Source organism: Brachybacterium sp. NPDC056505, from assembly GCF_042794925.1.
Lineage (GTDB): Bacteria > Actinomycetota > Actinomycetes > Actinomycetales > Dermabacteraceae > Brachybacterium > Brachybacterium kimchii.
The window spans coordinates 22,055-43,959 of sequence record NZ_JBHTSV010000011.1 but is presented as its reverse complement, the minus strand read 5'-3'; the positions used below and the strand labels follow the sequence as shown (position 1 = coordinate 43,959).

Annotated in this window: 17 protein-coding genes; 11 read left to right on the top strand and 6 right to left on the bottom strand. The window is 71.7% G+C overall.

Features of this window, described 5'->3' with window-relative positions; genetic code table 11:
- Nucleotides 1-5 precede the first annotated feature (5 nt).
- Nucleotides 6-1,463, bottom strand: a complete 1,458-nt coding sequence (locus tag ACFQ53_RS08620; protein WP_377858168.1) for an FAD-binding protein — start codon at nucleotides 1,461-1,463, stop codon at nucleotides 6-8.
- 332 nt (nucleotides 1,464-1,795) lie between these two features.
- The gene (locus ACFQ53_RS08615) at nucleotides 1,796-2,998 is read right to left on the bottom strand and encodes a phosphotransferase (protein WP_377858166.1); all 1,203 of its coding nucleotides are present in this window, start codon (nucleotides 2,996-2,998) and stop codon (nucleotides 1,796-1,798) included.
- A gap of 123 nt (nucleotides 2,999-3,121) precedes the next feature.
- On the opposite strand from ACFQ53_RS08615, the gene nudC reads away from it, so the two are divergent.
- From nudC to ACFQ53_RS08600, 3 genes are all read left to right on the top strand, one after another.
- Nucleotides 3,122-4,042: an NAD(+) diphosphatase gene (nudC, locus tag ACFQ53_RS08610; RefSeq protein ID WP_249480593.1), complete on the top strand. Its 921-nt coding sequence runs from the start codon at nucleotides 3,122-3,124 to the stop codon at nucleotides 4,040-4,042.
- 130 nt (nucleotides 4,043-4,172) lie between these two features.
- Nucleotides 4,173-6,302, top strand: coding sequence for an ATP-dependent DNA helicase UvrD2 (locus tag ACFQ53_RS08605; protein WP_377858161.1), 2,130 nt, complete (start codon nucleotides 4,173-4,175; stop codon nucleotides 6,300-6,302).
- 348 nt (nucleotides 6,303-6,650) lie between these two features.
- The gene (locus tag ACFQ53_RS08600) at nucleotides 6,651-6,953 is read left to right on the top strand and encodes a WhiB family transcriptional regulator (protein WP_283257967.1); all 303 of its coding nucleotides are present in this window, start codon (nucleotides 6,651-6,653) and stop codon (nucleotides 6,951-6,953) included.
- A 171-nt stretch (nucleotides 6,954-7,124) separates the two neighbouring features.
- Here ACFQ53_RS08600 and ACFQ53_RS08595 read toward each other — a convergent pair whose 3' ends face one another.
- Nucleotides 7,125-7,283 carry a DUF5679 domain-containing protein gene (locus tag ACFQ53_RS08595; RefSeq protein ID WP_193636287.1) on the bottom strand — a complete coding sequence of 53 codons (159 nt, stop codon included), beginning with the start codon at nucleotides 7,281-7,283 and terminating at the stop codon, nucleotides 7,125-7,127.
- A 544-nt stretch (nucleotides 7,284-7,827) separates the two neighbouring features.
- Here ACFQ53_RS08595 and ACFQ53_RS08590 point away from each other — a divergent pair.
- Entirely contained in the window at nucleotides 7,828-8,478 is a 651-nt protein-coding gene (locus ACFQ53_RS08590; RefSeq protein WP_377858157.1) for a SprT-like domain-containing protein, read from the top strand.
- A gap of 38 nt (nucleotides 8,479-8,516) precedes the next feature.
- Here ACFQ53_RS08590 and ACFQ53_RS08585 read toward each other — a convergent pair whose 3' ends face one another.
- Nucleotides 8,517-9,230 carry an NUDIX domain-containing protein gene (locus ACFQ53_RS08585; protein ID WP_377858154.1) on the bottom strand — a complete coding sequence of 238 codons (714 nt, stop codon included), beginning with the start codon at nucleotides 9,228-9,230 and terminating at the stop codon, nucleotides 8,517-8,519.
- The gene (locus ACFQ53_RS08580; protein WP_377858152.1) at nucleotides 9,214-10,722 is read right to left on the bottom strand and encodes a zinc-dependent metalloprotease; all 1,509 of its coding nucleotides are present in this window, start codon (nucleotides 10,720-10,722) and stop codon (nucleotides 9,214-9,216) included. The genes ACFQ53_RS08585 and ACFQ53_RS08580 overlap by 17 nt, the downstream gene beginning before the upstream one ends.
- 177 nt (nucleotides 10,723-10,899) lie before the next feature.
- Between ACFQ53_RS08580 and ACFQ53_RS08575 the strand changes: the two genes are divergently transcribed.
- The 3 genes from ACFQ53_RS08575 to ettA all read left to right on the top strand — a co-directional run bounded on the left by ACFQ53_RS08575 (nucleotide 10,900) and on the right by ettA (nucleotide 14,797).
- A complete protein-coding gene (locus tag ACFQ53_RS08575) occupies nucleotides 10,900-12,120 on the top strand; it encodes a PDZ domain-containing protein (protein ID WP_377858149.1) in 1,221 nt (406 codons plus the stop codon).
- A 50-nt stretch (nucleotides 12,121-12,170) separates the two neighbouring features.
- Nucleotides 12,171-12,866, top strand: a complete 696-nt coding sequence (locus tag ACFQ53_RS08570) for an HAD family hydrolase (protein WP_377858147.1) — start codon at nucleotides 12,171-12,173, stop codon at nucleotides 12,864-12,866.
- Nucleotides 12,867-13,117: 251 nt separating this feature from the next.
- Nucleotides 13,118-14,797, top strand: coding sequence for an energy-dependent translational throttle protein EttA (gene ettA, locus ACFQ53_RS08565; RefSeq protein WP_377858144.1), 1,680 nt, complete (start codon nucleotides 13,118-13,120; stop codon nucleotides 14,795-14,797).
- 152 nt (nucleotides 14,798-14,949) lie between these two features.
- Here the strand turns inward: ettA and ACFQ53_RS08560 are convergent, their stop codons facing one another.
- A complete protein-coding gene (locus tag ACFQ53_RS08560; protein WP_377858141.1) occupies nucleotides 14,950-15,555 on the bottom strand; it encodes a GNAT family N-acetyltransferase in 606 nt (201 codons plus the stop codon).
- A gap of 183 nt (nucleotides 15,556-15,738) precedes the next feature.
- Between ACFQ53_RS08560 and glgP the strand changes: the two genes are divergently transcribed.
- The 4 genes from glgP to ACFQ53_RS08540 all read left to right on the top strand — a co-directional run bounded on the left by glgP (nucleotide 15,739) and on the right by ACFQ53_RS08540 (nucleotide 21,882).
- Nucleotides 15,739-18,381 carry an alpha-glucan family phosphorylase gene (glgP, locus tag ACFQ53_RS08555; protein ID WP_377858138.1) on the top strand — a complete coding sequence of 881 codons (2,643 nt, stop codon included), beginning with the start codon at nucleotides 15,739-15,741 and terminating at the stop codon, nucleotides 18,379-18,381.
- A 286-nt stretch (nucleotides 18,382-18,667) separates the two neighbouring features.
- The gene (locus ACFQ53_RS08550) at nucleotides 18,668-19,531 is read left to right on the top strand and encodes a carbohydrate ABC transporter permease (RefSeq protein ID WP_249480584.1); all 864 of its coding nucleotides are present in this window, start codon (nucleotides 18,668-18,670) and stop codon (nucleotides 19,529-19,531) included.
- Between the two features lie 12 nt (nucleotides 19,532-19,543).
- Complete coding sequence (locus ACFQ53_RS08545; RefSeq protein ID WP_377858134.1) at nucleotides 19,544-20,377, top strand: carbohydrate ABC transporter permease; 834 nt, start codon at nucleotides 19,544-19,546, stop codon at nucleotides 20,375-20,377.
- Between the two features lie 161 nt (nucleotides 20,378-20,538).
- Nucleotides 20,539-21,882 carry an ABC transporter substrate-binding protein gene (locus ACFQ53_RS08540; RefSeq protein ID WP_377858131.1) on the top strand — a complete coding sequence of 448 codons (1,344 nt, stop codon included), beginning with the start codon at nucleotides 20,539-20,541 and terminating at the stop codon, nucleotides 21,880-21,882.
- Nucleotides 21,883-21,905: the final 23 nt, after the last annotated feature.

Sequence of the window (21,905 nt, the reverse complement as noted above, 5' to 3'; positions counted from 1 at the left end):
CGACGTCACACCTCGAGCCCGCAGGTGATCCTGTGGCTGGGGTCGTAGTGCTCGCGGATCCGCGCGAGCTTCGCGGCGTTCTCGCCGAAGCAGCGCTCCGCGCTGTCACCGGGTTCGAGGTAGTTGACGTACCCGCCGCTGCTGGCGGAGTCGACGCCCTCATGCGAGGCCTCGACCCATGCCCTCGCGTCCTTGAGGCCCGAGGTGGAGGTCAGGCTCGCGTACCACTGCAGCGAAGCGGTCTGCGAGCGCCACGGGAAAGCGGTGCCGGAGCGCTTCACGTCGTGGACGGCGCCGTCGAGAGGATCGAGGATCGCGGCGGTCTTCTGCCCGGCCGTCGAGCGCTTCTTCACGGCCGCGACGATCGCCTCGGCCGTGCTCGAGCCGACACTGCGCAGCACGTCGGTGCCCGCGGCGAAGACCTCGCGGTCCGAGGAGCTCCCGCCGCCCAGATAGTCGACGAGATCCATGTGGGAGCGGGACTTGTACGTCGCGCTGTCGGGGCGTGTGCCCGTGGCCTTCGCGAGCGAGTTCACGGCGTCCCGGGCGTCGTCGGCATCGGCGACGCCGATCACGTTCACCTTCATCGTGCCGTGCCCGTCGGTGCTGATCTTCACGCTCGCCCAGCGGCTGCCGCCGGAGGACTTCAGCCACGACGCCCATCCGGTGATGACCCTCGTCGCGGCCGAGGCGGGGAAGGCCAGGGCGAAGCTGGCCTGCGAATGGATGGGATGCGTGGCGAAGGTGAGGTCGGTGACCACGCCGTTCAGTCCGCCTCCGCCGCCGCGCAGCGCCCAGAACAGGTCCGGACGGGAGTCCGCGGAAGCGGTGACCGTCCTCCCGTCGGGCAGCACCACGTGGGCGGAGACCAGCGAGTCGCTCGTGGTCCCGTACCGGCGGGTGTCGACCCCGATGCCGCCGCCGAGCGCGAGCCCCACGACGCCCACCGTCGGGCAGGTGCCCGTCGGGATCATGCGGTCGTGCGCGGAGAGCGCCTCGTGGACGGAGTACAGGTCCGCGCCCGCCTGGATGGTCACGTGCTTCGAGCTCGAGGAGTAGGAGATGCCGTGGTAGTCGCGCAGGTCGAGGACCACGGTGTCGTCGGCGGCGGACGCGCCGACGTATGAGTGCCCGCCGCCGCGCGCCGAGACCTTCAGGCCGTGGACCCGGACGAACTCCATGACGCGCTCCACGTCGCCGCGGGAGCGGGGCCGGATCACCGCGGTCGGACTGCGGGAGTCGAAGGCGGGGTTGAACACCTTCTTGTCCGTGGCGTAGTCGTCGTCATCGGGCAGCAGCACGCTGCCGCGCAGCTCGTCATCCAGGGCTTCCCAGTTCTTCGGCCCCAGGTCCTTCGCGGAGCCCTCGGCGAGCACCGGGGCGGTGCTCCCGAGCGTGGCGGCGGTCGCGGCGGCGAGCCCGATGCCGCCTCCCAGCAGTTCTCGACGGTTCAGGGATCGCATGATCGTTGTCTGCCTCTCGCGTTCTCGAGGAGTGCGCGGCGCGCACCGGACCCGCCCGTTCGGGCAGGGACAGTCGGCAGGGCCGGATCCCGGGGCGGGACGATCCCCATGACGGAGGATCCCGGGGCAGGAGCGGACGGCGTCGACTGCACGAGTACGAGCACACCACCACGCGGCGCCCGGGGGATCAGACCACGGTCGCGAATGCGTCCGTCGGTGAGCGGAGGCGTCGGGGCCGACGGGTCATGCGGAGGGCGCGTGCGCCCGATCCGGGACGGTGCGCGGTGAGAGGGACCGGGCGGAGCCGGTCGATGAGGACGGTCCGGCCGGGCTCAGAAGGTCCGCGGGTCCTCGGGCTCGGGCGCGTCGCCCGACGGGCCGCCGCGGCGGCCCGGGCGCCCGTCGGCGTCCCACTGCCGGGACCGATCCTCGGGGTCCGCTCCCTCGGGACTCGGCTCCTCGCGGATCGGCTCCTCACGGATCGGTTCCTCGGGGCTCGGCTCCTCCGGGGCCGAGGCCGCGGAGCCGGGATCCGCGGGCGAGGCGGCCGACGACGCGAGAGGGGAGGGCGCGGAGGCGAGGCCGTCGTGCACGTCCAGGGAGTGGTAGGCGGATTCGGCCTGGTCCTTCGCGATCTGCGAGAGGTCGGACTCGAGGTCGCGGAGCATCCCGCGGGCGTCCTCGATGATGACGTCGTCCTCGGCCTCGATGCCGTGCAGCAGCCAGTCGATCACCGCGAACTCGCCCACGGCGTGGGCGCGCTCGAGCAGTCGCGGGTGCACGGGAGCGCCCAGGGCGTTGCGGTAGGCGGAGAACAGGTCGTCGAAGGCCTCCGACTCCAGCGCGGAGGCGAGCCAGGCGAGATCGTCGGCCGGATCGCCGATGCGGGCGGCGTCCCAGCCGCGCACGCCCGTGATCCTCGATCCCTGGAAGAACAGGCTCTCCTCGGAGAGGTCGCCGTGGACGACCACGGGCTGGAGGTCCCAGAGGCCGTCGTCGGCCAGCAGGGTCTCCCAGCGCTGGAGGACGGCGGTGGGGATCGTCTCGAGCTCGCGGGCGCGGGCGAGCTGCGCGCGGTGGGCCTCGCGCAGCGCCTGCGCGGTGTACGCCTCGGCGCCGACGGTCTCGACCACGTGCGAGGGGACGCGGTGGATCCGGGCGATGACCTCGCCGAGCGAGGTGACCAGGGCGCGGTCGCGGTCCAGGAGGTCCAGCAGCAGCGGGGAGCCCTCGTGGACCTCCGTGACGGCGGCGCGGCCGCCCTCGGGCAGCTTCACGGATCCGAGCACGGCGGGCACCAGGTCGCTCAGCGCGTGCTGGGCGAGGGCGCCGGAGATGCTGAGCTCCTTCTCGAGGCGCACGCCGCCGGCCGTGGTGCGCGGGCAGGTCACGAGGACCTTGCGCCCCTCCTGGCTGATGACCCCGGCGACGTCGACGTCGTCCTGCGGGGTCGGGATCGCCACGGTCCGCGCGGGCTCGAAGCCGGGGACCGAGGCGGCGGCGAAGGCTGCCAGGGAGTAGGAGTTGTGGCGCACGGATCCACCGTACCCGGCCGTCGGCTGGGAGCAGCGGCGGGACACACGGTGCACCCTCGATGCGCGCGCACGAGCTCGCGGACGCGTCGGCGCCCGGGTGTGAGATGGCTCTACGCTGATCACATGGTGCGAGTGCGCGGACCCCAGCTGCAGACCCCTCTGACCCGACATGATCTGGATCGTGGTGCGCTGCGCCGCTCCGACCCGCACGTGCTCGACGCGGGGGAGGACGCCTCCTACCTGGTGACCCGCTCGGGCGCGGCCAGCATGATCGAGGACGGCGAGGGCCGCCTGCTCCCCGCCCTCGAGGACGTAGATCCTCGCGGCCACCAGAGCGCCTCGGCCGTCTATCTCGGTGAGCGCGACGGCAGGCGCATCATCGCCGTCGAGCTCCCCGAGCCCAGCGCCGAGCTCGACGATCCGGGTCGCGACATGCGCGACCTGCGGCGCGTGGTCGGCGACCTCGGGCCCGAGGACGCCGCGCTCGCCGTCGCCGCGGCCGCGATGGGCTCCTGGCACCGCTCGATGCGCCACTGCCCCCTGTGCGGGGCGCTGCTCGAGGCGCGACTGGGCGGATGGGTGCTGGTCTGCAGCGAGGACGGCACCGAGCACTTCCCGCGCACCGACCCTGCCGTGATCATGGCGGTCCGGGACGAGCAGGACCGTCTGCTCCTGGCGCGCAACGCGAGCTTCCGCAGCGGGTTCCACTCCGTGCTCGCGGGTTTCGTCGAACCGGGGGAGACGATCGAGGCGGCCGTCTCCCGCGAGGTCGCCGAGGAGGTCTCGCTCGTCGTCGAGGAGGTCGAGTACGTCGGCTCCCAGCCCTGGCCCTTCCCGCGCTCCCTGATGCTCGCCTTCCGCGCCTGGGCGGCCGACGGGCAGGAGATCGTGCTGGCCGACGGCGAGCTCGCCTCCGCCCGCTGGTTCACGCGCGAGGAGCTCACCGCCGCGGTCGCCGCGGGCGAGATCCAGGTGCCGAACGTCGCGTCCGTCGGTCGGGCGCTGGTCGAGGACTGGTACGGCGGGCCCATCGACGAGGGCTGATCCCGGCCGCTCCGTCGACGAGGGCTGATCCCGGACGCTCCCGACGGAGGGTCCCCGCGGTCCCTCCCCAGGGAGTCGCGGTCCACAGCGCGTCCTCGCGCGTCGGTGGGCGCTGGCAGACTGGGAGGCGATGACCGCGCACCAGTCCGACACCGCCACCACGGGCCCCGTGGACGAGTCCGCCTCTCCGCTCACCGCCGAGGCGGTGCTCGAGGCGCTCGACCCCGAGCAGCGGGAGGTCGCCCGCAGCTTCGACGGGCCCGTGTGCGTGCTCGCCGGTGCCGGCACCGGCAAGACCCGCGCGATCACCCACCGCATCGCCTACGGCGTGATGACCGGCCGGCTCAATCCCCGGCACGTGCTCGCGGTGACCTTCACCGCGAAGGCCGCCGCGGAGATGCGCTCGCGCCTGCGCGACCTGGGCGTGCCCGCCGTGCAGGCCCGCACGTTCCACGCCGCGGCACTGCGCCAGCTCCGCCACTTCTGGCCGCGCGTGGTGGGCGGTCCCGTGCCCGAGATCATGGCCAACAAGTACCCGGGCGTCGCGGAGGCCTGCCAGCGCCTGCACATGAGCGTGGACCGTGCCGCCCTGCGCGACATCGTCTCCGAGGTCGAGTGGTCGCGGGTCTCGATGCTCACGCCCGAGAGCTACCCCGAGGCGGCCGCGACGACCCGTCGGCCCGGCGTCGCGGGCTTCGACTCGCGGTCGATCTCACGCATCCTCACCCAGTACGAGGAGGTGAAGAAGGAGAAGGGCGTCATCGACTTCGAGGACGTCCTGCTGCATATGGTCGGCTTCCTCACCGAGAGGCCCGACGTCGCCCGCGAGGTCCACGGCCAGTACAAGCATTTCGTGGTGGACGAGTACCAGGACGTCTCTGCCCTCCAGCACTCCCTGCTGCGCCTGTGGCTGGGGACCAGCGGCGACCTGTGCGTGGTGGGCGACGCGGCCCAGACCATCTACACGTTCGCCGGGGCGCGCGCCTCGTACCTGCTGGACTTCCCCAAGGAGTTCCGCGGCGCGCAGGTGATCCGCCTGGAGCGCAACTACCGCTCCACGCCGCAGATCGTGCGCCTCGCCAACACCGTGCTCGACGGCGCGCGCGGGCGCACGCGCGACCACCGCCTCACCCTCGCCTCCCAGCGCGCGGACGGCCCGCCGCCCGTCATCGAGTCCTACCCCGACGACGTCGCCGAGGCGGAGGGCGTCGCCGAGCGCATCGCCGACCTCGTCTCCCAGGGCCGCAGCGCCGCGGAGGCCGCCGTCCTCTTCCGCACCAACAGCCAGTCCGAGGCGGTCGAGCAGGCCCTCACCGCCCGCGGCATCGGCTACCTCGTGCGCGGGGGCGACAAGTACTTCGAGCGCCAGGAGATCCGCCGCGCCATGGTCGCCCTGCGCGCCGCCGCCCGGGTCCAGCCGGAGGATCCCGCGCGGGCCGTCCGCGACGTGGTGGGCGGGCTGGGCTGGAGCGCGCAGGCGCCGGAGACCACCGGGGCCGTGCGCGAGCGCTGGGACTCGCTGAACGCCCTGGTCAGCCTCACGGATACCATCATCGCCCGCCCCGGTGCCACCCTCGCGGACGTGGTGCGGGAGCTCGAGGAGCGTGCGGAGGCGCAGAGCGCTCCCACGGTCGACGGGGTCACCCTCGCCTCGGTCCACGCCGCCAAGGGCCTCGAATGGCCCATCGTGTTCCTCATCGGCGCGAGCGACGGGCTGCTGCCCATCTCCATGGCGCAGACCGCCGCCGAGGTCGAGGAGGAGCGCCGCCTCTTCTACGTCGCGCTGACGCGCGCGAAGGACCTGCTGACGATCTCCTGGGCCGCCGCCCGCAGCGCCGGCTCCCGCGGCTCCCGCAAGCCCTCGCGCTTCCTCGACGGGCTCCTCGAGCCCGCCGAGAGGACGCCGGCGAAGGGGCCGCAGGCCCGCCGCACCGGCCGCCGCGGCGCGACCACCTTCAGCAGTTGCCGTGCGTGCGGAAAGAGCCTGGATACCCCTGGCGAGCAGCGGCTCGGTCGACATGTCGCCTGCCCGCCGAGCCATGACGAGAGCGTGCTGGACGAACTGCGGCTGTGGCGCCGCCAGCGCAGCGCACAGCTCGGGGTCCCCGCGTACTCGGTGCTCACCGATGCCGCGCTCGCCGCGATCGCCGAGCGCGCGCCGTCGGACCTCGACGCTCTCGTGCACGTCCCCGGTGTCGGTCCGCTGAAGGGCCGGCGCTTCGGCGAGGAGCTCCTGCAGATCCTCGCGAGCCACCGCTGACCAGCACGAAACCGCAGGTCAAAAAATAGGTGTCGTGGATCTCGAGGGCGTGTAGTCTGTTCTCGTTCATCGTCCACGACGTGGTCCGGGAGACCGGGGTGCGCGCACAGGAAGGGGGTGTCGTCAATGACCACATGGAAGACGCAGATCGAGCCGATCAGCTTCACCGGGTCCGACGCCGCCCTTCTCGCGGCGCCCCCTCTCTCGAACGAGCGGGTCTATCGACCCAAGGGGCTGACGGCTTGATCTGATCGGGACCCACCTGTCTCGATCTGCCGCCCCCTCCGGCGAGAGCGCACTGCAGCGCCCGCCCTTCCTCGACCACGACGATTTCGAAGCAGCGAGACGATGACCGACGTCCTCACCCGCAGTGACCTCACGACCATCACCGACACCCGGCACGATGCCGCGCCCTCGGCGACCCTGCCCTGCCAGGACATCGAGGCGGCTGACCTGTTCTTCTCCGAGCGCCCCGCGGATCTCGAGTCCGCGAAGGTGCTCTGCGCCGACTGCCCCCTGCGGGCGGTCTGCCTCGAGGGCGCCCTCGACCGGGGCGAGCCCTGGGGCGTCTGGGGAGGACAGATCCTCGAGAACGGAGCCGTCATCGCGTTCAAGCGCGGACGCGGACGGCCCCGCAAGAACGCCGCCTGAGCAGGCGGCACGCGTGCCGGCCCGGGGAGCGCGCACGGCTGCGAGCCGCTGCGCGGATGCCCCTTCACAGCGTCAGGGGCGGCCCACCAGATGGTGGGCCGCCCCTGAGACGCGAGCGCTGGGCGCTCGCCGCAGGATCCGCGTGGAGTGGATCCCTTCGATCCTGGCTGATCAGGCCTTGCCGAGGATCCGGTTCAGCTTGGTGCCGCAGACCGGGCACACGGCCTTGGCCATGCGACGCTCGTTCGAGACGACGACGTCGCCCGTGGCCTCGCGCTTCTCGCGGCACTTCACGCAGTAGAACTCGCCGCTGTACTTCTCGTCAGCCATGTTCACTCCTTCTCTTGCCCCCGCGACCCCGGCATCGCACATCACGGCCGGGCCCTGCGAGGTCGTCCCCGACACTGTATAGGTCCGGGAGGGCAGGGACGGAATCGACACCAGGGGGTGTCGCACGGCGGTGTCGCGTGCCTCGAACCGCCGACCCGGTGCGTGCCGCGCGCGACGCCGTGGACGCAAAGACGCACCCCCGCGACGACGGGGGATCGCGGGGGTGCGGGAGATGCTCTGCGTCTCTCGTGGAGCCCCGGGGGCGCTCAGCATCGTGTGCACCTTCCCCGTACGCACCATGCCCGTTATCCCGGGGCTCCACTGACGTACGAAACTAGCCGCTGGCCGGGTGCGGGTCAAAGGCAGTCCAGTGGATCCGCTGTGGACAAGCCGCCTCATCGTGTGGACGGACGGTGCATGATCCGCGCCCCTCTGTGGACGACGAGGGGACGCGGGAGCACTGGGGAGGACTGACGTGCACGCTCGTCATGCACAGCTGGGGACGACACGCCGATCCCAGATTTTTTTCTGAGATCCTGTCTCCATGCCAGAGCTCACCGAGCACGAGGGGGTCCGCGGCCCGCAGGGGGAGCGAGTCCTCGTGCGCCGTTCCGCGCGTCGCCGCCGCACCGTCTCCATCACCCGTCGCGAGGGCGATCTCGTGGTCTCGATGCCGGCATCCTTCGGCTCCCGCCAGGAGCGGCACTGGGTGCGCAGCATGATCGAACAGCTCCAGCGCAAGGAGCTCGCCCGCGGACCGGCCCGCAGCAGCGACGAGGACCTCATGCGTCTTGCGCGCCGGCTCTCCGACGCGCACCTGGGCGGTCGCGCCCACCCCGCCTCGGTGTCCTGGTCCACCCGCCAGCAGCACCGCTGGGGATCGTGCACCTCCTCGACGGGGGAGATACGGCTGTCCGCGCGCCTGCGCCCGATGCCCCAGCACGTGCTCGAGTACGTGCTGGTCCATGAGCTCACGCACCTGCTGGTCGACGACCACTCGGCAGAGTTCTGGGCCCTCGTGGACAACTATCCCCGGACCGCCCACGCGCGCGGTTTCCTCGAGGGCGTGTCCTTCGCCCAGCAGTACGGCACCGGCGGCGGGGCGTGGGAAGGCGACGGCGAAGGCACCTCGGAGCAGGGAGCGGACAGCACCCGCCCGACCGGTCGAGATACAGCGGCCGACGGCGTCGACTGATCGGCCGGGCCGACGGAGCTCGATGGGGCCGACGGACCTCAGTCCGAGGCGGGCACGGTGTCCTCCAAGGGCTCGGCGGCGAACTCGTCCAGGTAGGGCACGAGGCGCTCGAGGATCTCGGGCATGTCGGAGGCGGCGTCGGCCGGCAGCGGGACGCGAGGGGAGAAGCCGCCGTGAGGGCCGTCGATCCGCGGCCACGGCACCCACACGGGCGTCGGCGCGCCGGGCTCCTCCGCCCTCAGCGGCAGCTCTGCGGCCGCGGCGTCTGCGCGCAGCACGAGCACGACATCCCAGTGCCCTCCGCGCGCACCGAACGTCGAGGCGAGGTCATGGGCCTCGAGGAGGGCGGGCCCCGGGCCCACCGGACGCAGGCGCGCGTCGGCCCCCGGGCCGGCCTCCGCGCCGAGGCCGGTCTCCTCCGCGATCTCGCGACGCACCGCCGCCTCGAGCGACGCATCGGTCGCCTCGAGGTGGCCGCCGGGCTGCACCCAGCAGCGGCCGCGCGCGTGCCAGACCAGTGCCACGTGCTCGGCCGGCCCGTCGAGGACGACGGCGCTCGCCGTCAGGTGCAGCGACCCGCCCTCGGCGGCCAGCGCGGGCCTGTCGCGCAGCACGGCATCGGGGATCGCCTCGAGCAGACGCACGTAGTCCTCGCGCACGGCCGGATCGATCGCGACCTCCGATGCGGCGCGCAGCTCCTCGAGAGCGCGCGCCGTGAGCGCGGGGGCCGTGGGGTCAGGTGCGCGGGTCATCGTCCGAGGGGGAGTCGTCGGGGGAGGAGCCGTCCGACGCGGGACCGTCCGTCCCGTCCTGCTCTTGCGACCCGTCCGAGCCCGCCTCGTCGAGGAGCTTCGCGAGCTCGGCGTCGATGTCGTCGGGCAGAGCCATCGTCTCCTCCGCGTCCTCGCTCTGGCCGTCGGCCGCGAGAGCGGGAGCGTCGGCGGCGGGAGCCTGCGGGCGACCGCTGAGCACCGCCACGTCGGGCAGCAGATCGGGGTGGGCCCACTTGCCGTCGCGGGCCTGCTCGCCCTCGGTGTCCAGCACGCTCTCCCACCATGCGAGCGCCTCGCGCACGCGGCGCGGGCGCAGCTCGATGCCCACCGTCTTGGAGAGCATCTCCTCGGCCGGCGAGCCGCTCGCGCGACGACGGCGCAGCACTTCGCGCAGGGCGTCGAGCTGCGGGAGCTTCCCGGCCAGGGCCTGCGAGGTGACGTGGTCGACCCAGGCCTCGACGAGCGCGAGCGTCGTCGCGAGCTCCTCGAGGGCGCGCTCCTGGGAGGCGCGGCGGGTGAAGACGAACATCTCCTCGGGCCGACGTGCCTGCAGCGCCGAGGGATCGGAGAGGTCGAGGTCTCGCACCATCTCGTCGAGCGCGTCGAGATCCAGCGTGATGCCGCGCGCGTAGTCCTCGACCGCGGAGAACAGGGCACGCGGCAGCCACGGCGCGGAGGAGAACAGAGCGGTGTGGGCGAGCTCGCGCGAGGCCAGGAAGATCCTCGCCGCCGGTGCGTCCAGGCCGTGGGACTCCACGAGGTCGGCGACATTCGCGGCGACCAGCGCGGGACGTCCCTCGGGCCCCAGCGGCAGCGAGAGGTCCGTGGTGCCGAAGACCTCGCGGGCGAGCGAGCCGATCGCATGGCCGAACTGCACGCCGAACAGGGTGCCGCCCATGCGCTCCATCATCTGGCCCGGGTCCCCGGGCATCTGGAGCTCCGCCTGCTGCATCTGCGCGGTCATGGCCTCACCGATCGCTCCGGCCATGTACTTCGCGACGGGCTCGGCGATCGACTGCCAGCGCTCCTGGGTGCGGTGCAGCCAGGTGCCGCGGGTCCACACCTCGAGCGGGCGGGACGGCAGGTCGAAGGAGATCGCATCCGCCAGCCAGAGGGAGGCGATGTTCGACGCCTCCTCGAGCTCCTTGACCTGCTGGTCGCTCGGCGACGGGTCACCGGGCGTGCCGGCGGGCGCCGGGGCGCCCGGCACCTGGACCGTGCCCTGCGCGGTGCGGCGCGAGAGGTCCTGGGCGAGCGTCCAGTTCACGGGGCCGTCGCCCTGGGCGTTGAGCACGTGCTGCATCTGCGCGGCCGCGGCCTTGAGCATCGCCGGGTCGCTGGGCAGGTTCGCCTGCTTGGCGAGCTCGCTGAGGTCCACGCCGTCCAGGGCGCCCTCGGGGATCGCTCCTCCCAGGGCCTCTTCGAGGAAGCGGCGCAGGGCGTCGTCGTCGGGTGTCGGGTTCTCAGTCATGGGGCACCTCCGGGTGCGGCCGCCCGCGCTCTCGCGGCCGGTGCGGCCTGGATCAACGTCGTGGCCAGCGTACCGAGCAGGATCCAGGACGCATCGGGCGGGCATTCAGTTTCGCTCAGGGCGTCGAACCGGCCTCCCGCCGCGGGGCGGTCAGGGCACGTGCGGCACAATGGTCCGGTGACCTCCCGCCCCCCTGGACCGACGCCCGACGGCGCGCAGCCCTCGCACCCCGCCGCACCCGAGAACGGGACGCAGCCAAGCACCGGTGAGCCGCCGGCCGGCGGGTCGTCGGCCGACGGGACGGCCGACGGCGAGCCGCGCATGGGGCGCGTCACCCGGTTCCTCGGCGGCGAGGCCTTCGCCCACCCGCGGCTCGCGGCCGGCAGCCTGCTGGTGATCTGCGCGATGCTGCTGGGCGCCATGTTCGTGCCCGTGCCCTACGTGGTCGAGCAGCCCGGGCCTGCGATCGACGTCCTCGGGAAGTACGACGACAAGCAGGTGCTCTCCATCGAGGGCCACAAGACCTACCCGACCGACGGCTCGCTGATGATGACCACCGTGTCGGTCGACGGCGGGCCCGGCTACCCGGTGACACCGGTCGAGGTGGTGCGCGCCTGGTTCGACTCCACCCGCTCGGTGCTGCCGCGCGAGCTCGTCTTCCCCGAGGAGCAGACCGCCCAGGAGACCACGCTCGAGAACTCCGTCCAGATGAGCAGCTCCCAGCAGGAGGCCGTCGTCGTCGCCCTCGACGAGCTCGACATCGACCACGAGGACTCCGTGCAGGTCTCGGGCGTCGAGCAGGACTCCCCGGCCGACGGCGTGCTGGAGCCCGGCGACCGCGTCCTGGCGATCGGCGGCACGAGCGCCGACAGCGCGGAGGCCTACCGCGCACTCGCCGCGAAGACCGCCCCGGGGGACGAGGTCGCCATGCGCGTCGAGCGCGACGGCAAGAAGCTCGACCTGCAGGTGCCCACGCGGGAGGTCGACGGCAAGGCCCGCATGGGCATCGTCCTCGCCGACGGCTACGAGTTCCCCTTCGACGTGAACCTGGGCGTCGGCGACGTGGGCGGCCCGAGCGCCGGCACCATGTTCGCCCTGTCCATCTATGACGAGCTCACCCCCGGCGGCCTCACCGGCGGCCAGGACATCGCCGGCACCGGCACCATCGACGAGAAGGGGAAGGTCGGCGCCATCGGCGGGATCCGCCAGAAGATGGTCGGCGCCCGGGACAGCGGCGCCGACTACTTCCTCGCGCCGGCCTCCAACTGCGACGAGGTCGCCGGGCACGTCCCCGACGGGCTGCAGGTGGTGAAGGTCGACGACTTCGACGGGGCCCTGCACGCCGTGCAGACCATCGCGAAGGACCACAGCACCAAGGGCCTGCCCACCTGCGGGTGAGCGCCCGTGCACCCGCATCCGAGCACGAGCCCATCAGAGGAGAGTCGTTCATGAGCAGGAAGAGGCGCGGCACCTCCGCCGCGGACCCCAAGCGCATCACCGTCGTCTTCGACTTCGGCGGTGTGCTCAGCGCCGGGCACGATCCGGTGCCCACCGTCCACGAGCTGCTGGGCGGAGACGCCGAGGCGGTCGGGGAGGCGCTCTGGGAGCACCGCGGCGACTACGACGCCGGCCGCATCGACGCCGCGGAGTACTGGGCGCGCGTGGCCGCCGCCGCGGGCATCGAGAACCTCACCGAGACCGAGGTGCGCGAGCTGCAGAGCGCCGACAACCGCTACTTCCTGCAGCTCGACCAGCGTTCGCGCGAGCTGCTCCACGACCTCGCCCGCAACGGGATGCGGATGGCGCTGCTGTCCAACGCCTCGGCCGCCTTCGGCGAGGACGTGCGCCGCGCCGACTGGTTCGAGGCCTTCACCCTGGCCGTCATCTCCGCCGAGGAGAAGCTCGTCAAGCCGGACGCGGAGATCTACCGGATCCTGCTGGACGTCCTCGCCCACGAGACCGGGGGAGTGGCCCGCCCCGGCGACGTCGTGTTCTTCGACGACCGCGCCGACAACGTCGAGGCGGCCCGCACGCTCGGGATCGACGCGCACCTGTGGCCGCGCAACGGCGAGGACTGCGCCGCCGAGCACGGCGCGACCATGGCCCGGCGCGTGCTCGAGGGACGCGGAGTGCCGCTGTCCTGACGAGCAGGCGGCGGGCCGCTGCGAGAACCGCGCCGCGGCGGTGCACCGATCAGCGATCGCGATGACGGTGCGTGATCCGCCGCCGCTGGGCAGGGCGGGTACCCTGGTGAGGGCATCCAGGGGCTCGACCGCGCACATCCGCGCGCCCGTCGGGCCCGGGAATTCCAGGGACCACCTCACCACCGCACGCGCGCGCCGGTGCACTCCGGCCCGCGCCGTGGCGATATCGACCGTCTACCAGGGAGAACAGCTTGGCAGAGTTCATCTACACCATGTACAAGGCCCGCAAGGCCGTGGGCGACAAGGTCATCCTCGACGACGTCACCATGAGCTTCTACCCGGGCGCGAAGATCGGCATGGTCGGCCCCAACGGCGCCGGCAAGTCCACGATCCTCAAGATCATGGCGGGCCTCGACCAGCCCTCCAACGGCGAGGCGCGCCTGAGCCCCGGTTACAGCGTCGGCATCCTCCTGCAGGAGCCGCCGCTGGACGAGTCCAAGACCGTCCTGGAGAACGTCCAGGAGGGCCTGGGCGAGCTGTTCCGCAAGGTCCAGCGCTTCAACGCCATCGGCGAGGAGATGGGCCAGCCCGACGCGGACTTCGACGCGCTCATGGAGGAGATGGGCAAGCTCCAGACCGAGATCGACAACGCCAACGGCTGGGACCTCGACTCCCAGCTCGAGCAGGCGATGGACGCCCTGCGCTGCCCGCCCGGCGACGAGAAGGTCACCCACCTCTCCGGCGGCGAGAAGCGCCGTGTGGCGCTGTGCAAGCTGCTCCTGGAGAAGCCCGACCTGCTGCTGCTGGACGAGCCCACCAACCACCTCGACGCCGAGAGCGTGCTCTGGCTCGAGAACCACCTCCAGCAGTACGAGGGCGCCGTCATCGCCGTCACCCACGACCGCTACTTCCTGGACCACGTCGCCCAGTGGATCGCCGAGGTCGACCGCGGCCACCTCTACCCCTACGAGGGCAACTACTCCACCTACCTGGAGAAGAAGGAGGAGCGCCTGGCCGTCCAGGGCAGGAAGGACGCGAAGCTCGCCAAGCGCCTCAAGGAGGAGCTCGAGTGGGTGCGGTCCTCCGCGAAGGGCCGGCAGACGAAGTCCAAGGCCCGCCTGGCCCGCTACGAGGAGATGGCCGCCGAGGCCGAGCGCACCCGCAAGCTCGATTTCGAGGAGATCACCATCCCGCCGGGCCCGCGGCTGGGCACCAAGGTCATCGAGGCCGACGATCTGAAGAAGGGCTTCGGCGAGCGCCTGCTCATCGACGGGCTCAGCTTCTCGCTGCCCCCGAACGGCATCGTCGGCGTCATCGGCCCCAACGGCGTCGGCAAGACGACCCTGTTCAAGACGATCGTGGGACTGGAGTCGCTGGACGACGGCGACCTCGAGGTCGGCCAGAGCGTCAAGATCAGCTACGTCGACCAGAACCGCGAGAACATCGACCCGGAGAAGAACCTCTGGGAGGTCGTCTCCGACGGCCTCGACTTCATCCAGGTCGGCAAGGTCGAGATCCCCTCGCGCGCCTATGTCAGCCAGTTCGGCTTCAAGGGCCCCGACCAGCAGAAGAAGGCCGGCGTGCTCTCCGGCGGCGAGCGCAACCGCCTGAACCTCGCGCTCACCCTCAAGCAGGGCGGCAACGTGCTCCTGCTCGACGAGCCGACGAACGACCTGGACGTGCAGACCCTCGGCTCGCTCGAGAACGCGCTGCTGGAGTTCCCCGGCTGCGCCGTCGTGGTCTCGCACGACCGCTGGTTCCTCGACCGCGTCGCCACCCACATCCTGGCCTACGAGGGCACCGAGGAGAACCCCGCGAACTGGTACTGGTTCGAGGGCAACTTCGAGGCCTACGAGAAGAACAAGGTCGAGCGCCTGGGCGAGGAGGCCGCGCGTCCGCACCGCGTGACCCACCGCCGCCTGACCCGCTGAGCGCGGCCGGGCTCGGTCGGACCCGAGCGGAGACCCGGCCCCGCCGGCATGCATGACGCCCCCTGCAGATCGCTCTGCAGGGGGCGTCGTGCATGCGATGCGCGGGCGACGGGCGCACCGCGTGCGCGGGACGCAGGCATCGCCGCCGCGCGTCAGCCCAGGTGCCGGCGCACCCGGTGCTCGAGGGTCGCGCGGACCATCGGCCAGTCCCGGGCGAGCACGCTGAACTGGGCGGTGTCGCGCACGATCCCGAAGCCGTCGCGGGAATCGGCGCGCAGGATCCCCTCGAGCTCCGCGCCCAGACGCTCGATCGCCGCGCGGGACTGCTGGTTCGCCCGATGGGTGCGGAAGCGCACCGCCTCCACCTCCCACTGCTCGAAGGCGTGGGCGAACAGCAGCAGCTTCGAGTCGGGGTTCGTGCCGGTGCCGTGGACGGAGGCGCGGTTCCAGGTCGAGCCGATCTCCACGCGCGGCACCGTGGGGTCGATGTTCATGAACGTGGTCATCCCCAGCACCAGGCCGTCGGCCCGCCGGATCGTCGTGAACGGCAGCATCGTGCCCTCCTCGCGCAGTGCGAGGCGCCGGTCGATCTCCTCGGCCATGTCCTCGGGGCGGGGGATCGGGGTGTACCAGGTGGACCACAGCTCGCCGTCGGCCACCGCGTCCTGCAGACCCGCGAGGTGATCGTGGCTCAGCGGCGCGAGGTCCACGAGCCGACCGTGCAGGGTGAGGGTCGGCAGCGGAAGCGGGATCGACATGGGAGGGGCTCCTTCGGGACTGGAGACTGGGGACTGTGGGCCGGGGAGGCAGGGACGAGAGCCGTCCGGGCGCTCGCGCGGGTGCACGCTCGACGTCCAGTCTCGGTCATGCAGGTGACACGGGGTCGCCGACGCGCTGACGCCTGGTGATCGGTGTCCGATTCCGCCTGTACTCTCGGCCCCATGAAGCCAGCCGCCACCTTCACGGTCGCCTCCGATCTGCCCGCCGCGCTCGAGCCGCTGCGCACCCTCGCGATGAACCTGCGCTGGTCCTGGCGCAGGCAGACCCTCGCCCTCTTCCAGGACCTCGATCCGGAGGCCTTCGCCGCGAGCGGAGGCAGCCCGATCGCGATGCTCCCCCTCGTGCCCGCGGCCCGTCTCGCGCAGATGGCCGGCGACGAGGACTATCTCGCCAGGATGCGCGCCGAGATCGGCGACCTGCGCACCTACCTCGACTCCGGACGCTGGTTCCAGCGCACCGTGCCCACTCAGGGGACCGACGGGGAGCGCACCCCTGCCGTCGCCTACTTCTCCATGGAGTTCGGCATCACGCCCACGCTGCCGATCTACTCGGGCGGTCTCGGGATCCTCGCCGGCGACCACCTGAAGTCGGCGTCGGACCTGGGCGTCCCGCTGGTCGCCGTCGGGCTGCTCTACCAGTGGGGCTACTTCTCCCAGAGCCTGGACCGCGACGGCTGGCAGCGCGAGAGCTACCGCCTGAACGATCCCGCGGACCTTCCGGTCGAGCCCGTCGTCGACGCCGCCGGCGAGCCGCTGACCGTCTCGGTGGCCCTCCCCGGCGGCCGCGAGGTGCGCATCGCCGTGTGGAAGGTGCAGGTGGGACGCGTGCCCCTTCTCCTGCTGGACACCGACGTCGAGGAGAACGACGAGGAGTCGCGGGCGATCACCGACCGTCTCTACGGCGGCGACCACGACCACCGGATCCTCCAGGAGATCGTGCTGGGCGTGGGCGGCGTGCGCGCCGTCGCCGAGTTCGGTGAGACCGGCGCCTTCCCCGCCCCCGAGGTCTTCCACCTCAACGAGGGCCATGCGGGCTTCTCCGGCCTCGAGCGCGTCGGCCGGCTCATGCAGCGCGGCCGCAGCTTCGACGAGGCCCTCACCGAGGTCCGCGCCGGCACCGTCTTCACCACGCACACCCCCGTGCCCGCCGGCATCGACCGCTTCGACGTCGGCGAGCTGCGGCGCGTGCTGGACGCCGACGAGTCCGGCATCTCCCGCCTCGTCGGCGGGCTGCCCGTCGAAGCGGCCCTCGCCCTGGGCCTCGAGGACGGCGGCGAGGTCTTCAACATGGCCCACATGGGCCTGCGCCTCGCCCAGCGCGCCAACGGCGTCGCCAAGCTCCACGGCGCAGTCTCGCGCAGCATGTTCCGCTCGCTCTACCCGGGCTTCGACGTCGCCGAGGTGCCGATCACCTCGATCACCAACGGCGTGCACCGCCGCACCTGGACATCGCGCGCGATGGACGACCTGTACAAGAAGGTCCTCGGGGACGTCGACATCTCGGCGCTGTCGGACTGGAGCCCGCTGGCGACGCTCGGGGACCACGAGCTCACGGCCGTGCGCGACCAGCTGCGCGGCGAGCTGGTGACCATGGTGCGCGAGCGCCTGCGCGCCTCGTGGCTGCAGCGCGGGGCCGACGACGCCGAGCTCGGCTGGACCCAGGAGGTCCTCGACCCCGACGCGCTGACCATCGGCTTCGCCCGCCGCGTCTCCACCTACAAGCGCCTCACCCTCATGCTGCGCGATCCCGAGCGCCTGCGGCGCATCCTCCTGGATCCCGAGCGCCCCGTGCAGTTCGTCATCGCCGGCAAGTCCCATCCGGCCGACATCCCCGGCAAGGAGTTCCTCCAGCAGATGGTGCGCTTCGCCGACGAGGCCGGCGTGCGCCACCGCATCGTCTTCCTTCCCGACTACGACATCACCATGGCCTCCGTGCTCGTGGCCGGCTGCGACGTGTGGCTGAACAACCCCATCCGCCCCGAGGAGGCCTCCGGCACCTCCGGCATGAAGGCGGTGCTCAACGGCGGTCTCACCTTCTCGATCTCCGACGGCTGGTGGGACGAGATGAAGGACGACGAGGCCGGCTGGACGATCCCCACCGCCCACGTCGAGGACCAGGGCGAGCGGGACCGGCTCGAGTCCGACGCCCTCTACGAGATCCTCGAGCACGAGATCGCGCCCCTCTTCCACGACGTCGACGCCGAGGGCATGCGCCACGGCTGGTGCGACCGCGTGCGCACCTCCCTGGTGCGGATCGCCCCGCAGATCACCGCCGCCCGCATGGTCCGCGACTACGTCACCGAGCTGTACCTGCCCGCAGCGGGCGCTGCCGAGGCCTTCGCCGACGACCCCGCGCTCGCCGACGAGTACACGGCCTGGAAGGCCCGCGTCTCCGACGCCTTCGACCGCATCGGCGTGCGCGACGTGCGCATCGAGGGCGGACGCAGCGAGGGCCTCGTGCCCACGGGCGCCGAGATCACGCTCTCGGCAGCCGTCGACCTCGCCGGGCTCGGCGAGCACGACGTCGAGGTCGAGGCGCTCGTGGGTCCCGTCGGCCCGGACGGCGAGATGGAGTCGCCGCAGCTGATCCCGCTGCGCCCGGGGGTCGGCGCAGAAGTGGCAGCAGGGGCGGCGTCGGGTGCCGGGGCGAGCGCAGGAATCGGCGCGGAGGACGGGGGAGCGGCCCGCTGGTCCGCGTCCTTCACCCTCGCCCGCCCGGGCGAGCTGGGCGTGAACGTGCGCGTGGTGCCCCGCCATCGGGTGCTCGCCTCGCCCGCCGAGCTCGGCCTCGTCGTCACCGCCTGAGCCCGGCGGCGACGCCGCGCTTCGCCCGAAGGGGCCGGCCGGCCGAGCTCTGCTCTCTTGGAGGCGGTGCGGCGAGCGGGATCGTGTCACGGAGGGGTGTATAGCGGCTCTCTCCGCCATATGTGGCAGAGAGAGCCGCTATTTGCCGGTCGACGACGACCATGACAACGGGAGCGCCGGCGGCATGCCGGTCGACGACGACCATGACAACGGGAGCGCCGGCGGCATGCCGGTCGACGACGACCATGACAACGGGAGCACCCGCCGCGGGCGTCATACTGGTCCGATGCGTCCCCGTTCGCCCGTGGTCGGCTACCTCCTGCTCGCCCCCAGCCTCATCGGCGTGACTGCCTTCCTGCTGCTGCCGGTGCTGCTCGCCTTCGTCGTCTCCCTGTTCCGCTGGGACCTCATCGGCACCCGCGAGTTCGTGGGGCTGGCGAACTACGCGGATCTGCTCAGCGGCGGAGCACTGCTCAACTCGCTGGTCGTCACGGTGCTCTTCACGGTCATCGCGGTGCCCGTGACGCTCGCCCTGGGCCTCGTGCTCGCCACGCAGCTCGTGCGCGCCGTGCCCGGGTCCACGCTCGTGCGGGTGATCGTGGTGATCCCGTGGGTGTGCGCGCCGCTGGCCCTGGGTGTGGTGTGGAAGTGGATCTTCCAGCCCTCGACGGGTGCGCTGAACGCTCTGCTCGGCGTGCGCGTGGAATGGCTGACCTCGCCGATGCTCGCGCTGCCCGCGGTCGCCTTCGTCGCGATCTGGCAGCAGGTGGGGTACGTGTCCCTGTTCTTCCAGGCCGGGCTCGCCCGCATCCCCGACACCATCTACGAGGCGGCGCGCATCGACGGGGCGAGCCCCTTCCAGCAGCTGCGCTTCATGACGATCCCGCTGCTGCGGCCCACGACCTTCTTCCTGGGCGTCACCCAGGTGGTCGCGAGCTTCCAGGTGTTCGACATGGTCTACGCGCTCACGGGCGGCGGACCCGAGCACCGCACCGAGGTGATCGCTTCCCTCATCTACAACCAGGCCTTCGACTCCTTCGCCGTGGGGAAGGCGAGCGCCGTCGCGGTGGTGCTGTTCCTCCTGCTGGTCGTGATCACCGTCGCCCAGCAGCGGTACTTCGGCCGCCGCATCACCTACGACCTGAGCTGAAGGAGGACCCCGATGCACGCACGCCGAGCCCTGTCCCTGGCCGCGACCTACGCGGTCCTGCTGATCGCTGTCCTGCTCACCCTCGCGCCGTTCGCGCTGTCGGTGATCACGGCCCTGAAGACGCCCCGCCAGTTCGTCCAGGACGGGCCGCTGGCCCTGCCCTCACCGCTCACCCTCGAGAACTTCACCTCCCTGTTCACCACCTCCGAGGGCGGCTTCGTCACCCCGCTCGTGGTCACCGTGCAGATGGTGGCCGTGATCCTCGTGGGGCAGATGGTGTTCTCCGTGCTCGCCGCCTACGCCTTCGCGCTGCTGCGGTTCCCCGGCCGCGACCTGCTGTTCTGGGTGTACGTCGCGACGCTCATGGTGCCGCAGGTCGTGGTGGTGGTGCCGCTGTACCTGATGATGAGCGAGGCGGGGATGCGCAACACGTTCTGGGCGCTCGTGCTGCCCTTCGTGCTGGGGTCCCCGTACGCGATCTTCCTGCTGCGCGAGAACTTCCGCGGCATGTCCACCGAGCTCATGGACGCCATGCGCCTGGACGGCGCGGGCACCCTGCGCCTGCTGTGGAACCTCGTGATCCCGCTGAACCGTCCCATCATCGTCACCCTCGTGCTGATCACGGTCGTCACCCACTGGAACAGCTTCATGTGGCCGCTGATCATCACCTCGGGGCCGACATGGCAGACGGTCACCGTGGCGACCTCGGCCCTGCAGTCGCAGTACTCGAGCAACTGGACCCTGGTGATGGCCGCGACGACCCTCGCGATGCTCCCGCTCATCGCGCTGTTCGTGATCTTCCAGCGCCAGATCACCCGGTCGATCGGCGCGAGCACCCTGCGCTGAGCATGACGCCCGGTGTCCTCGGAGGTCGGAATGGTCCCGGCTCGTCGGCCGGATCGGGGCACAATGGGCGGATCGGCGGGAGACCACCGCGCCCGACCCGTCGGGCGCAGGCCGCGTCCGCCCGCCGAACCGCTCGCGCCCGCCCTCCGGAAGGACCCGCCATGATCAGTCGACGCCGTATGATCTCCGCCCTCGCCGCGACAGGCGCCGTGGGGGCCGCCGCGGCCTGCTCGCCCTCGGGCTCGGGCGACTCAGGATCCGGCTCCGGCTCCGGCAAGGGCGGCAAGAGCCTCACCTTCCGCCTCTGGGACGACACCGCCAAGGCCGCCTACGAGAAGTCCTTCGAGGCCTTCGAGAAGGACTCCGGGTGGAAGGTGAGCATCGACGTCGTGGCCTGGGACGACTACTGGACGAAGCTGCCCCTGGACGTCGCGAGCGGCGACGCCCCGGACGTCTACCTCATGAACTCCGCGAACTACGTGCAGTTCCAGGAGGCCGGGAACCTCGTCGCGATCGACGACGTGGTCGACGGCGCCGACAAGGACCAGTGGCAGAAGGCCGTCGTCGACCTCTACACCCGTGACGGGAAGCTCTGGGGAGTCCCGCAGCTGTGGGACTCGATCGCGCTGTTCTACAACAAGGAGCTGCTGGACGCCGAGAAGATCGATCCGGCGGACCTCTCCTTCGACCCCTCCAAGGACTCCGACCCGCTGCGCGAGGCGGGCAAGGCCCTCACGGTCGACAAGGAGGACCGCCACCCCGGCGACAAGGGCTTCGACGCGGACTCCCGCAGCAGGTTCGGCTTCAACTCCTCGTGCGACCGCCAGGCGATCATCGGCCCGTTCCTGGCCTCGAACGGAGCGGACTGGGAGAACGACGAGGACCAGTACGCCTTCGCCTCCAAGGAGGGCATCGCGACCTTCCAGTACCTCGCGGACCTCGTGAACAAGGACCAGATCGCGCCCGACGCGGCCGACACCAACGAGAACGGCGACCTCTGCCGCGACATGTTCGCCCAGGGCAAGCTCGCCCTGTTCCAGTCCGGCCCCTACAGCCTGAGCGCGATCGACGAGGCCGTGGGCGACAGCTTCGAGTGGGGCATCGCCCCGATGGTCGCCGGCCCGGCGGGCGCGAAGTCCCTGGTCCATGGCGTGGTCGCCGTGGGGAACGCGAAGGCCGACGACGACCAGCAGGAGGGCATCGCGAAGCTGCTGACCTGGCTGGGCAGCGCCGACGGACAGCGGCCCTTCGGCGAGATGGGCGTGTCCTTCCCGGGCAACAGCGACGTCCAGGACACCTTCGTGGACTACTGGAAGGACAAGGGCCAGGACGTGAGCGTCTTCATCGACGCCGCGAAGGACCCGGCCCCGGCCGACACCGGTGCCAAGGCGAACGCCGGGCTCACCGCGGCGATGCCCGTGTTCCAGGAGATCTTCATCGGCCGCAAGAGCGCGGGGGACGGCCTCCCGGAGGCGCAGAAGGCCGGCAACGAGGCGATGAAGTGACGTGCTGAGGTGCGCGCCGCGCG

What these genes read in the sequence shown, in the direction of transcription:
- ACFQ53_RS08620 (WP_377858168.1), bottom strand. Translation starts at nt 1,463, where the DNA reads ATGCGATCCCTGAACCGTCGAGAACTGCTGGGAGGCGGCATCGGGCTC.
- nudC (WP_249480593.1), top strand. Translation starts at nt 3,122, where the DNA reads ATGGTGCGAGTGCGCGGACCCCAGCTGCAGACCCCTCTGACCCGACAT.
- ACFQ53_RS08605 (WP_377858161.1), top strand. Translation starts at nt 4,173, where the DNA reads ATGACCGCGCACCAGTCCGACACCGCCACCACGGGCCCCGTGGACGAG.
- ACFQ53_RS08600 (WP_283257967.1), top strand. Translation starts at nt 6,651, where the DNA reads ATGACCGACGTCCTCACCCGCAGTGACCTCACGACCATCACCGACACC.
- ACFQ53_RS08595 (WP_193636287.1), bottom strand. Translation starts at nt 7,283, where the DNA reads ATGGCTGACGAGAAGTACAGCGGCGAGTTCTACTGCGTGAAGTGCCGC.
- ACFQ53_RS08590 (WP_377858157.1), top strand. Translation starts at nt 7,828, where the DNA reads ATGCCAGAGCTCACCGAGCACGAGGGGGTCCGCGGCCCGCAGGGGGAG.
- ACFQ53_RS08585 (WP_377858154.1), bottom strand. Translation starts at nt 9,230, where the DNA reads ATGACCCGCGCACCTGACCCCACGGCCCCCGCGCTCACGGCGCGCGCT.
- ACFQ53_RS08580 (WP_377858152.1), bottom strand. Translation starts at nt 10,722, where the DNA reads ATGACTGAGAACCCGACACCCGACGACGACGCCCTGCGCCGCTTCCTC.
- ACFQ53_RS08570 (WP_377858147.1), top strand. Translation starts at nt 12,171, where the DNA reads ATGAGCAGGAAGAGGCGCGGCACCTCCGCCGCGGACCCCAAGCGCATC.
- ACFQ53_RS08560 (WP_377858141.1), bottom strand. Translation starts at nt 15,555, where the DNA reads ATGTCGATCCCGCTTCCGCTGCCGACCCTCACCCTGCACGGTCGGCTC.
- glgP (WP_377858138.1), top strand. Translation starts at nt 15,739, where the DNA reads ATGAAGCCAGCCGCCACCTTCACGGTCGCCTCCGATCTGCCCGCCGCG.
- ACFQ53_RS08550 (WP_249480584.1), top strand. Translation starts at nt 18,668, where the DNA reads ATGCGTCCCCGTTCGCCCGTGGTCGGCTACCTCCTGCTCGCCCCCAGC.
- ACFQ53_RS08545 (WP_377858134.1), top strand. Translation starts at nt 19,544, where the DNA reads ATGCACGCACGCCGAGCCCTGTCCCTGGCCGCGACCTACGCGGTCCTG.
- ACFQ53_RS08540 (WP_377858131.1), top strand. Translation starts at nt 20,539, where the DNA reads ATGATCAGTCGACGCCGTATGATCTCCGCCCTCGCCGCGACAGGCGCC.